Source organism: Micromonospora sp. WMMD714 (genome assembly GCF_029581315.1).
Lineage (GTDB): Bacteria > Actinomycetota > Actinomycetes > Mycobacteriales > Micromonosporaceae > Micromonospora > Micromonospora rifamycinica.
This window is the reverse complement of the sequence record NZ_CP120744.1, coordinates 5,378,149-5,390,064: the sequence shown is the minus strand read 5'-3', so window position 1 is coordinate 5,390,064 and position 11,916 is coordinate 5,378,149. Positions and strand designations below refer to the sequence as shown.

The following is an 11,916-nucleotide window of genomic DNA, read 5'->3' as shown; positions in this document are numbered from 1 at the left end:
GCGCCGCGCCGCCGGGCGTGCCCGGGCGGATGAATGCCGCGCCCCCGGGCGGGGCCGGGCGGACCGGTGCCGGGCCGTCGGGCCGGGTCAGCGGGGCCGGACCGGGCCGGTGCTGGCGCGCAACGAGATGGGCGGGGCGTACAGCCGGTGCCGGGGTGCGGCGGCCGGAGCGGCGATCAGCTCCAGCAGCAGGGCGACGGCCTCGGCGCCCATCTGACGCGTCGGCACATCGGCCGCGGTCAGCGGCGGGTGGAAGTCCTCGGCCCAGTGCTGGGCGGCCACGCCGGTGACGGAGAAGTCGCCCGGTACGGACAGGCCGGCACCGCTCAACGCGCGCTGTATGCCGGGCAGCGCCGCCTCGTTGATGGTGGCCACCGCCGTGACCTCGGGATGCGTGCTCAGCAGCCGCTCCAAGCAGGCCTCGCCCGAGGCCGTGTCGTCACCGCAGCAGACGTCGACACCGGTCAGGCCCCGCTCGGCGACCGCCGCCCGGAAGCCGGCCAGGGCGCGGTGGCTGGGGCCGTAACCGGCGGCGACCAGCTCGGCGGACCGGTTCACCAGAGCCACCTGCCGGTGGCCCAGGTCGGCCAGGTGGTGCACGCAGCGGGAGATCAGCGCCGCGTAGTCGATGTCGATCCAGCTCGTCCCGTGCGGCTCCGCCGTCCGGCCGATGGTCACGAACGGCAGCCCCGCCGCGGCCAGCCGGCTCACCCGGTCGTCGGTCAGCCGGATCTCCATCACGACCACGCCGTCGACCCGCCGCCCGGTGACGATGCGCTCGAACGACCGGTCGTGGTCGCCGCCGGACGGGGACAGCAGCACGTCCAGATCGTGCCGCGCCGCCGCCTCGACGACGCTGGCGACGAAGCCCAGCTGCATGTCGGTCAGGCGCTGGCTGGCCGGGGGGATCACCAGGCCGAGGGTGCGGGTGCGGCCCTCCTTCAACGCGCGGGCGCTGGCGTTGGGCCGGTAGCCCAGCTCGTCGATGACCGTCTGGATCCGCAGCCGGGTGGTCTCGGAGACGGCGCGCTTCCCGCTCAACACATAGGACACGGTGCTGCGGGACACCCCGGCCCGCCGGGCGATCTCCCCGATGTTCATGCCGCCCTCAACCGAATTCCCGACACGGATGCGGAATGCGCCGCGCTTCCCGTGGAGCATAACGGTTCCGCAATTCGTACCCGGGGTCGCAACTGTTGCGCGCCCGGCCCGGCGGGCAATCCGTCGGAGGTCGGACGGACAGGGATCGGAGGGTGGCGCAACGCATCGACGACTATTAATGTAAAAGATCTGACGTGTTATGTCGGGAGCGGTCTCGACCGGCAGCCCGGCCCGGCGTCGCGTACACCACAGGACGCCTGACCAGAAGCGGTCGTCACCATCCCGCTCCGGTGCGGAGAGGATTCGATGAACGTGAAGAGAAGGCCGATTCGTCTGACGGTCGCCGTGGCGGCCGTGCTGACCCTCACCGTCGGTGGCGGCTACCTGGTGTCGGACCCGCCGGACGCGCGCGCCGCGACCACCGGGCCGTGCGACATCTACGCCTCCGGCGGCACGCCGTGCGTGGCCGCGCACAGCACCACCCGAGCCCTCTACGGTGCGTACAACGGTCCGCTCTATCAGCTACGGCGGACGTCGGACGGCACCACCCGGGACGTCGGGGTGCTGAGCGCAGGTGGCGTGGTGGACGCCGCCGTCCAGGACTCCTTCTGCGCGAACACCAACTGCGTGATCACGGTCATCTACGACCAGTCGGGCCGCAACAACCGCCTCACCCAGGCGCCCCCCGGCTACTGGCCCGGCCCGGCGCCGGGTGGCTGGGACAACCTGGCGGACGCGAAGGCGGCCCCGGTCACGGTCGGCGGCAGGAAGGCCTACGGCGTCTACGTCTCGCCCGGGACCGGCTACCGCAACAACAACACCAACGGGGTGGCCACCGGCGACCAGCCCGAGGGCATCTACGCCGTCGTCGACGGCACGCACTACAACCAATGGTGTTGTTTCGACTACGGCAATGCGCAGACCGACGGTCAGGCGGACGCACCGGCCATCATGGAGACGGTCTACTTCGGCGCCAACAAGCAGTGGGGCTACGGGGCGGGTGCCGGTCCATGGGTCATGGCCGATCTCGAGTGGGGACTGTTCTCCGGGGTGAACGCGGGATACAACAACATTTCGTCCATCAACCACCGATTCGTGACCGCCATGGTGAAGGGCGAGCCGAACCACTGGGCGATCCGGGGCGGTAACGCGCAGTCCGGTGGCCTGACGACCTATTTCGACGGGCGGCGTCCCAACGGATACCACCCGATGAAGAAGGAGGGGGCGATCCTGCTCGGCATCGGCGGCGACAACAGCGTCTCCGGGCGCGGCACCTTCTTCGAGGGCGTCCTCACCTCGGGCTACCCGTCGCAGGCCACCGAGGACGCCGTCCAGGCGAACATCGCCGCCGCCGGGTACGCGCCGGCCGGTGGCGGCACCCCGCAGCAGAACGTCCAGCTCGTGGGCGCCCAGTCCGGCCGCTGTGTCGACGTGCCGAACGGCAGCACCACCAACGGCACACAGGTCCAGCTCTGGGACTGCACGGGCGGGACCGCCCAGCGCTTCACCCACACGGCCGGCAAGCAGCTCCAGGTGGCGGGCAACAAGTGCCTCGACGCGTCCGGGCAGGGCACCGGCAACGGCACCCAGGTCATCATCTGGGACTGTCACACCGGCACCAACCAGCAGTGGAACGTCAACGCCAACGGCACCGTCACCGGCGTGCAGTCGGGACTCTGCCTGGACGCCTCCGGCGGGGCGACGGCGAACGGCACCAAACTGATCCTCTGGGCCTGCAACGGGCAACAGAACCAGCAGTGGACCGTGCGGAGCTGACCGGAGCCCCGCACCCGACGGCCGGGCCATCCCGCCCGTCCGGCCCCCGGGCCATCCCGCCTGTCCGGGCCACCCGCCACGCGGGTGGCCCGGAGGACGGGTGCGGCAGGTCCGGGCCACGGCCGTTTTCTTGCCTGTCGTTCTGCGTGGTCACCACAGCCGTCCGCCGCTGTACTCGGTGTAGACGGATGCCCGGGTCCGCGCGCAGGCCGGCCCGGCGACAGGAGGGACAGGGTGGCAGTCATGGGGTACCGGATGTCATGGCGGGGAGTCCTCGCCAGGATGGTCGCGGCGGTCATGCTGGTCGGCGGGGGAGTGGCCCTGAGCGCCGCGCCGGCCGCCGCGGCCTACGAGTTCACCGGGCAGTTCCAGAACCACGCGACCGGGATGTGCCTGGACAGCAACAGCAACGGAGTCATCTACACCCTGCCGTGCCAGGCCGGCAACAACTGGCAGACGTGGATCGTCACCTCGGCGGGCAAGGCCCCGTCCGGCTACGACCGGGTTACCGTCCGCAACCGGCAGACCGGCCGCTGCATCGAGATGTGGGAGTACGGTGGCCCGCAGCAGCACGCCTACCCCTGCACCGGCAAAGCCCGGCAACTCATCGAGGGTTACGGTCCGAACTGGAGCCAGGTGTCACTGCGGCTCAACTTCGTCGACGCCCGCTACATCTGCGTCGACACCCACGGCAGCGGGGACTCCTACGCGCGGGCGTGCAACTACGGCGGATACCAGACCTGGCGACTGAACGGGCGGTGAGCCGACCATGCGGTAGGTCACTGATCGATGCCTGGAACCTCGGCCGGTGATCTGTGAGGGTGTGCCCAGTGGAGCAGATACCGGGCACCCCCGAATCCCCGTCGCTGGGTTCGGCACTGCGTGCCCACCGGGTGGCGGCGGGGCTGTCGATCGAGGGGCTCGCGGACCGCTGCGGGGTCAGCGTCCGGGCGATCAGCGACATCGAACGGGACCGGGTCCGCCGTCCGCGACGGCGTACCCTGACCGTCCTGCTCGACGCCCTCGCCGTGCCGGACGACGAGCGCCGCCGCCTTGCCGAGGCCGCCTCCGGCCGACCGGTCGGCGGGGAACTGCCCGGGCCGCCGCGCTACTTCAGCGGCCGGGCGGCGGAGCTACGGGCCCTGGGTGACATCGCCCGCCGCCCGTCGGGGGACCGGCAGCAGGCCACCGTGCTCGTCGTCACCGGACCCGCCGGGGTGGGCAAGACCAGCCTCGTCCTGCGGGCCTCGGCCGACCTGGCCCCGGAGTTCCCCGACGGCCGGTTCTTCGTCGACCTGCGGGGCATGGACGACGTTCCGACCCCGCCCGGTGAGGCGCTGCACCGGCTGCTGCGGGCACTCGGCGTGCCGGAACAGCGGATTCCCGCCGGCCTGGAGGACCGGGCGACGGTGTACCGGTCGGCGCTGTGCGAGCGCCGCGCCCTGGTGGTGTGGGACAACGCCGCCGACGAGGCCCAGGCCCGACCGCTGCTGCCCGGGGCCGGCCGTAGCCTGGTGCTGTTCACCAGCCGGCGGCGGCTCAGCGGCCTCGACACCGCCCGGTGGCTGTCGGTGGAGCCGTTGTCGGCCGAGGACTCCACCGCCATGCTCCGGGCCATCGCCCGCCCCGGCCCGGCCACCGACCTGGCCGCGCTGGCCGAACTGGCCCGGCACTGCGGTCACATGCCCCTGGCGCTGCGGGTCACCGGCCAGCGGCTGTCGGAGGAGCCGGGCCTGTCGGTGCAGGAGCTGAACCGGCGGTTCTCCGGGGAGCAGGCCCGACTGCAGGTGATCGACGCCGGGGCCGCCGGCATCCACACCGCGCTCAGCCTGTCGTACCGGCGACTCGGGGCCGACCTGCGGCGCACCTTCCGGCGGCTGTCCCTGATGCCGGGTCCGGACTTCGGCCCGGATCCGGTCGCCGAGGTCACCGGGGCCTGCGGTGCGCAGGCCGAGCAGCGGCTGGAGGCGCTGGTGGAGAGCGGGCTGGTGGCCGCCGTGCCGGCGGACCGCTACGGACTGCACGACCTGGTACGGGACTTCGCCGTCGACCGGATGACCGCCGAGGAACCCACCTCGACCGGCCCGCTGCGGACGTCGTCGCTGCGGTGGTGGCTGGCGCGCACCACCGCCGCCGGGCGGCACTTCGAACCGGACGGGCCGACGTCGCTGACGGAGTTCCGCGACCGCGCGGCAGCGGCGGCCTGGCTCGACGCCGAGCGGGGCAACTGGTTCGCGGCGCTACGGTCGGCCACCGCCGAGGGCCTGCACGAGCTGGTGGTCGAGGCCGTCGACGCGCTGCACTGGTTCTCCGACAGCCGGGTCCACCTCGACCTGTGGCCCGAGGTGTTCCGGTTGTCCGCCGAGTCCGCCGCCCGACTGGACGACCCCCGCACCGAGGCGGTCCATCTCAACTACCTGTCCTGGGCGCAGGCGATCTGCCAGCGGGCGTACGCCAGCAGCGTGGCCACCGCCGGCCGGGCGCTGGACCGGGCGGTCCGCGCCGGCGACCCGGCCCAGCAGGGCTGGGCGTTGCTCTACGCCGCCAGCGGCCACACCGGGCTGGGCGAGCACGAGGCGGCCCTGCGGCAGCGCCAACGGGCCTGGGTGCTGCTGCGCCGCGCGGCCGACCCGGAGGGTCTGCCACAGGCGATGGCCTCGGTCGGCTCCTCGCTGCTGGCGCTCGGCAGACCCGCCGAGGCGCTGCGGGTGCACCAGCGGACCAGAGATCTGCTCCGCGATCCGCACCATCCCATCGCGGCCTTCGCCCGGGCCGCCACCGACGCGTTGAACTGCCGGCGGATCGCCGACGACCTCGCCGCCCTCGGCCGGTGGCCGGAGTGTGTCACCGCCCGGCGGGAGGCGGTCGCGCGGCTGCGCGCCACCGCGATGCCGGCGACCGAGGCCGTGGCGGTGGCGGAGCTGGTCGAGGCGCTGCGTCGCACCGGGGAGACCCGGGAGGCCCCGGCGTACCTCAGGCGGGCGATCGAGCTGGCCGAGGAGTGTGACGATCCGGACCTGGCCGCTCGGGCCGCGACGCTGCTGGCCGCCTGCTCCCGCGACGACCTGACCGCCGGTCGGGATCAGGTGCCGGCGGCGACCCGGGCGAAGGCGCGTACCAGCGGGTGCGGCTCGTAACGGTGCCCCCGGCCGGCGGTGACCCAGCCCCGTTCGGCCAGGTCGAGCAGGCCCGCCTCGGCGGGGGCCGGACCGACCGGCCGGGTCAGCAGCAGGACGGCCCGGCGGGCGCGTTCCGGCAGCCCCGCGTACGTCCGCTCGAACGCGTCGCGGACCGACAGGTCCCCGGCGACCAGCGCGTCCAGGATCCGTTCCGGCCGGGCCAGCCGGTCGATCAGCCACTGCGCGCTCCACTGCGGCCGGGTGAGCAGCCGGTTGGCGGTGACCCGCAGCGCCAGCGGCAGGCCGCCGCAGCCGACGGCCAGGGTGGCGACCGCGGAGGTCGGTGCGGTGCCGCCCACCATCGCGGCGAGGGCGGTCCGTGCGTCGGCCGCCGGCAGCGGTGGCACCAGCCGCCGGTCGGTCACCGGGAGGTCGGTCAGCGGATGCCGGCCGGTGATCAGCGTGACGCCGAGGGCGTCCGCCGGCAGCAACGGACCGATCTGGCGGTCGTCGCGCACGTCGTCCAGCAGGACCAGGATCCGTCGGTCACGCAGCAGGTCGCGGTACGCCCCAATGGCCGCCGCGTCGGACCCGTGCGCCGCCACGTCGGCCGGTGACAGGACCCGTCGCGCGATGGTGGCGGCGGTGGCGTCCGCGACCGGGCCGAGGAACCGTACCCCGTCGGGGAACCGTTCGGCGAGGTCGGTGGCGGCCTGCACCGCCAACGCGGTCTTACCCGCCCCGGGCAGCCCGATCAGCTGCACCGTGGGGCGGCGGCCGAGCTGCCGGGCCAGCCAGGCGAGGTCGTCGCGCCGGCCGGTGAAGTGCGCGGTCACCCCGGGCAGGCCGGTGACCCCGGCGACCTGCCCGCCGGTCGGGCGGAGCTGCCCGGCGTCGGCACCGTCGAGACCCAGCGCCGTGCCCAGCGCCCGCAGGGTGCCCTGGTGCGGACGGCGGATCCGGTGCCGTTCGATCCCGCCGATCGTCCGGGCGCTCACCCCGGAGCGGACGGCGAGTTCCTCGATGGTCAGCCCGGCGGCCGTCCGCAGCGACCGGAGCCGATGGATCTGTTCCTGTGTGGTGTCCCGCACCCCGTACCCCCGTCAGGACGTCTGCTGTCCCGCCCAGTAGACGCCGCCGGGAAACCACCTGGGGTGAGGGTATCGTCACATCGCGTTCCGGTGCTGGTGGGGCGCGGGGCGGCCGTCGCCCGCCGTCCCGCCCTACGGGAGGCGGGACGGCGGACGGGGGTGGGACGGCGGGCGGGGCGGTCTCAGGCGGCCCCGACCCGCTGCCACTGCTGGTTGGCGCCGGTGCCGCAGGCGTACTGGATCACCCGTGCGCCGTCGGCGGTGGAGTAGCCGCTGACGTCGAGGCACCTGCCGCTGTGCCGGGCCACGATCCGGACGCTGCCCGAGCTGGCGTCGACGAGCTGCCACTGCTGGTCGGTGCGGCCGGTCTGGCAGGCGAACTGCTGTACCGCCGCATTGTCGGCGGTGGACCCGCCGGCCACGGTGAGGCACTTGTCGCTGTGCCGGGCCACGATCTGCCGGTAGCCGGACCCGACGTCCCGCAGTTGCCACTGCTGGTTGGTGCCGTTGTTGCAGGCGTACTGCGCCACCGTGGCGCCGTCGGCGCTGGACCGGTCGAGCACGTCCAGGCACTTGCCGCTGTGCCGGGGACGCAGTGTCTCGTAGGTGTAGCTGCCGGCGACCCCGGTGACCACGCCGGTGGCGGTGTCGATGGTGAGCTGCGGGTACCAGCTCATGGTGAGCGAGGTGGCGGAGGGGAAGTTCAGCGGCAGCCAGACGTACCGGGACTGGTTGACCGGGCCGCCCGTCGCGCCGGCCCACCGGTCGCCGAGGTAGAGGTACGACGTGGCGGCGCTGCCCTGCACCGGCAGCACGTACGCCGACTGCGAGTCGTAGGTGGTGCCGTCGGCGAAGTTGGTCGGGTTGGTCCAGGTGCCGCCGATGCTGCTGGCGGTGGCGTACCGGGCCTGGTTCGGCGACCAGCCGGTGGCGCCCGAGGTGACCAGGAAGTAGACCCCGTTGCGTTTGAACATCGCCGGGGCCTCCCGGTAGTTGTCCGGCCACAGCGTGCGGACCAGCGACGCGACCCCGGTGTAGTCGGGGGTGAGGCGGTAGATGTTCAGGTCGGCGTTGTTGCGGGTGGCCGAGATCAGGTACGCGGTGCCGTCGTCGTCGCGGAACACCGTCTGGTCCCGGGAGTCGTGGCCGAGCGGGCGGAAGCTGCCCAGGTAGCGGTAGTTGCCGTCGACCGTGCTGGAGGTGGCCACCGCGACCCGGGCCTGGTTGTAGTCGACGCCGTTCTCCCAGTGCATCCAGAGCACGTACTGACCGGTGCCGGCGTTGTAGATCACCTTCGGTCGTTCGATGTTGGCCGTCGCCAGCTCCCCGGCGGAGGACTGGGTGAGCACGTTGTTGCGGAACTCCCAGGTGCGCAGGTCGGTGGAGCGGTAGACCGAGACGTACCGGAAGGTGTTGTTGTCGTTGCGGTTCTCGCCGAACCAGTAGTAGTAGTCGCCCACCTTGATCATGCCGCCGCCGTGGGCGTGCACCCCGGCGCCGGCGGTGTCGGTGAACTGGGTGCCGTTGGTGACGGTGACCGGCGCGGCCCGGGCCGCGGGGGCCGGCAGGGTGAGCGGGACGAGCAGGGCCGCGCAGGCGGCGAGGGCGAGGACGAGCCGTCGGAGGGTGGTGGGGTGGGGCGCGGCAGGCATGGGCCGCCTCCTCTTACGGTGGACGCGAGGTGCCCGCGGGGACGTGCGGGCCGTGATTTCGACCCTCACGATAGGCCGATGTACCGTCACATGCCCATATGTCAATGTGACAGACATCGATATGTTGGGGTGGCGGGGAGGGTGTCCCGGGTCACCTCGGTCGGCGAGGTGGTGTCGATCGTCGGGATGGTTGCCAATGATCTACGTCACATTGTGAAGGGTTCTCGCAGTGTCCGGCACGGAAGGCACGTTCCGGGCCTAATCCCTTTTCCGCACCCCACATTTCACCACCGAAGGTCCCTGTGAGGTGGTTCGACGGCCGCCGAGGAGAGTGGATCCGTGACCCAGTGTGATCGCTTGTCACCCCGTGTGGTCGGTCCGGGTTTGCTTGCCCTCCGACAACGACCGTCTCGGTTTGTGCCGCTCACTACCCTGACCGATGATCCAGTGCCTGGGTACCGTCGACAGCGATAAGGGCTTCAGATGAGCAACAGTCACCCTCCGTACGGAGAACAGCCGGATCCGAACGTCACGCCGTGGAGCGGGCCACCGGCCCCGGCCGCCGGTTACCCGGCGTACGGCCAGCCCGGTCAGGCCCCGCAGTACGGCCAGGCCCCGCAGTTCGGTGTTCCGGTGCCGCCGCCCAAGTCGAACCGCGGTCTGGTCATCGGCCTGATCGTCGGCGCGGTGGTCCTCATCCTCGCGCTCTGCGGCGCCGGCATCGGGCTCGCCCTGGTCGGCAACGACGACGAGCCCGACCCGACCCCGACGCCGACCGCGGCCACCAACCCGGGGCCCGGCACCGACACCTCGGCCAGCCCGCAGCCGTCCGACCCGCCGACGGAGCAGCCGAACAACAACAACAACGCGGTGACGGCCCGCTACTCCAGCGACCTGTCGTCGGTCTGCGACGGCAGCCCGATCCTCAACGCGGCCACCTACAGCGGCCCGGCCACGGCCAAGGCGTACGTCTTCTCGAACAACCCCGAGCGGCCGACGTTCTGGTCGTCGAAGCTGGTCGGCTCCGACAAGCGGTACTACGCCAAGTCGGCGGACTTCACCACCGTGTCGGTGGTCGGCTGCATGTCGATGGTCCCGGGCAGCGAGGGTGCGCCCAAGAAGTGCGACTACAAGGCGAGCGACGGCAAGAACGTCAGCGTCTCCTACATCTCCTCGCGCTACCAGCTCACCTTCTACGCCGCCAAGACGGCCGAGAAGATCGGCGACGGCGGGACCGTGAACGCCCCGGCCACCCGGTGCCCGAGCTTCATCTCGTACAACAAGACGACGATGAAGGCGTACGCGGCGCCGGACAGCGGAACCATCGAGGCCGCCCTGGACAAGTTCCTGTCCTGACCGGCTCCTGACGGCGGTGCCGGGGGCGGGAGGAATCCTCCCGCCCCCGGCCTCCCGCCCCCGGCCTTCCGCCTCCCGCCGGATCAGGTGTTGACCGGCCGGCGGGCGACCAGCAGCACGTGCGTCACCGGCCAGTCCAGCGCTGCGCCGTCCACCCGGCTCAGCGCGGCGCTCGGCGCGAGCCGGTGGGTGACGATCCAGTCGTTGCGGTACGGGCCGCTGGCCGGGTCGACCTCGAAGCCCACGTCGGCCAGCAGGGCCTTCCAGTCGGCCCACTCCAGCCCGCAGAACTCCTCCTGCGTCTCGGACAGCCAGTTGTCGGTGTAGTCCTTGCGGGTGAGGAAGTCCATCGCCGAGCCGAGCAGCAGCTCGACCAGCCCACCGGTGCCGTCGTCGACCGGCCGGAACCCGAACGGGAACCGGTAGTCGACGGCGAACTGGTCCAGCCGGGCCCGGGTCGACAGCCCGGTGAGGTGCGCGGCCACCTGGTCGGCCGGCAGCGACGCCAGATCCTCGCGGGGGCGGGCCGGGTTGGCCCCGTCGGTGGTCGACAGCCGCAGCCGTACCGTCCGGTCCCGGCCGTCCGGCCCGCACACGTCACTGTTGATCCACACCCCGCCGGGCACCGTGTGCTCGTAGATGGCCTGCACGAACCGGCGCAGCGACGCCATCCGGTCGCCGTACGACCAGATCTCGTGGGTCAGCGCGAACGTCAGCGTGGTGTCCACCGAGCGGGGCGCGAACACCGCCCCGCCGAGCACGTTGCGACGGTAGAAGAACACGTTCGGGTTGGTGAAGAAGCCCTGCGCCTTCTTGTGCACGCACTCCTCGTACAGGTGCCGGGCCACCTCGACCCCGATCAGGTCGCTCTCCCGCAGCGTCGGCTCCCGGTCGGCCAGCTCCAGCACCGCGCCCGCGCCGCAGCCGACGTCGACGATCCGGCCGGGCCGCACGTGCTCGCGCACCGTCGCCCACTTGCGCTGCGCCGCGTCGGCGAACGCCTCGGCGTACGTCCGGTAGTCGCGGGTGGCGGTCAGCCCGCCCTCGTCGCCGACCACCGGGTCGTTGACCACCGAACGGACCAGGTCGTCGAGCCGGTAGCGGGCGTAGACGTCGAGGGTGGCCGGGTGGGCCAGCTCCCGCCACGACGGGTCGTCGGCGGCCAGCCGCAACAGCACGTCCCAGGGCCGGGCGGGGCTCGGGTCGACGTCAGCCTCCACCCCGGCGATCGGGAACCCCAACCGGGCGTACATGGCGGCGACCTGCGGCGTCGAGCAGGCGACCACGGTGTTCTCCGGGGTCAGCTCCAGGCCTGCGGTGGCCGCCACGTTCTTGAGGGTGACCTCGGCGAACCGGTCGGTCTCGGCGGTGTCGAAGACCGGCACCACCACCGACCGCAGCCCGGCCAGCACGCTGAACCGTTCGATCGCCGCCTCCCGCCGGTGGTAGGGGACCGGGTTGCGGCGGGTGTTCTCGTGGTTGGCCGAGGTGACCGCCCAGACCACGGTGACGTCGGCGGAGCGGTCGACCGGGCGGCCCCCGGCTGCGGCGTCGTGGTCACGTTCGGTAACACCGTGTCCACCGTCGGGGGTGTCGTGGTCGCCACCGGTGGCGAACCGGTGTAGATAGTCGGCCTGGAACCGGGTCAGCAGGTGATGTCGGCCGGGAAACAGCAGGTAGCGGGGCATCCCCCGTTCCTAGCCGATGCGCGGTGCCCGGCTCCGCGCGGGGTGGGGGACGCGGCTCCGCGTGGGGTGCCGGGACGGTGCGTGCCGCCCGGAGCGGGTGCGGGGGCGACGCCGTGCGACGCCGCCCCCGCCC

The 11,916-nt window shown here is 72.6% G+C and carries 8 protein-coding genes; 4 read left to right on the top strand and 4 right to left on the bottom strand.

Features of this window, described 5'->3' with window-relative positions; genetic code table 11:
• Positions 1 to 87: 87 nt before the first annotated feature.
• Positions 88 to 1,101, bottom strand: coding sequence for a LacI family DNA-binding transcriptional regulator (locus O7625_RS22980; protein ID WP_282341426.1), 1,014 nt, complete (start codon positions 1,099 to 1,101; stop codon positions 88 to 90).
• A gap of 306 nt (positions 1,102 to 1,407) precedes the next feature.
• Between O7625_RS22980 and O7625_RS22975 the strand changes: the two genes are divergently transcribed.
• From O7625_RS22975 to O7625_RS22965, 3 genes are all read left to right on the top strand, one after another.
• Positions 1,408 to 2,877: an arabinofuranosidase catalytic domain-containing protein gene (locus O7625_RS22975; RefSeq protein WP_282341424.1), complete on the top strand. Its 1,470-nt coding sequence runs from the start codon at positions 1,408 to 1,410 to the stop codon at positions 2,875 to 2,877.
• A 243-nt stretch (positions 2,878 to 3,120) separates the two neighbouring features.
• Positions 3,121 to 3,639, top strand: coding sequence for a hypothetical protein (locus O7625_RS22970; RefSeq protein ID WP_282341422.1), 519 nt, complete (start codon positions 3,121 to 3,123; stop codon positions 3,637 to 3,639).
• A gap of 68 nt (positions 3,640 to 3,707) precedes the next feature.
• The gene (locus tag O7625_RS22965; RefSeq protein ID WP_282341421.1) at positions 3,708 to 6,014 is read left to right on the top strand and encodes a helix-turn-helix domain-containing protein; all 2,307 of its coding nucleotides are present in this window, start codon (positions 3,708 to 3,710) and stop codon (positions 6,012 to 6,014) included.
• Here O7625_RS22965 and O7625_RS22960 read toward each other — a convergent pair.
• Both O7625_RS22960 and O7625_RS22955 read right to left on the bottom strand, forming a co-directional pair.
• Positions 5,960 to 7,087, bottom strand: coding sequence for a helix-turn-helix domain-containing protein (locus tag O7625_RS22960; protein WP_282341419.1), 1,128 nt, complete (start codon positions 7,085 to 7,087; stop codon positions 5,960 to 5,962). The genes O7625_RS22965 and O7625_RS22960 overlap by 55 nt on opposite strands.
• Before the next feature lie 182 nt (positions 7,088 to 7,269).
• Positions 7,270 to 8,739, bottom strand: a complete 1,470-nt coding sequence (locus O7625_RS22955; protein WP_282341417.1) for an RICIN domain-containing protein — start codon at positions 8,737 to 8,739, stop codon at positions 7,270 to 7,272.
• 483 nt (positions 8,740 to 9,222) lie between these two features.
• On the opposite strand from O7625_RS22955, the gene O7625_RS22950 reads away from it, so the two are divergent.
• Positions 9,223 to 10,095, top strand: a complete 873-nt coding sequence (locus O7625_RS22950; protein WP_282341415.1) for a hypothetical protein — start codon at positions 9,223 to 9,225, stop codon at positions 10,093 to 10,095.
• A gap of 83 nt (positions 10,096 to 10,178) precedes the next feature.
• On the opposite strand, the gene O7625_RS22945 is transcribed toward O7625_RS22950, so the two are convergent.
• Positions 10,179 to 11,783 (bottom strand): class I SAM-dependent methyltransferase, encoded by a 1,605-nt coding sequence (locus O7625_RS22945; RefSeq protein ID WP_282341413.1) that lies wholly within the window; start codon positions 11,781 to 11,783, stop codon positions 10,179 to 10,181.
• Positions 11,784 to 11,916: the final 133 nt, after the last annotated feature.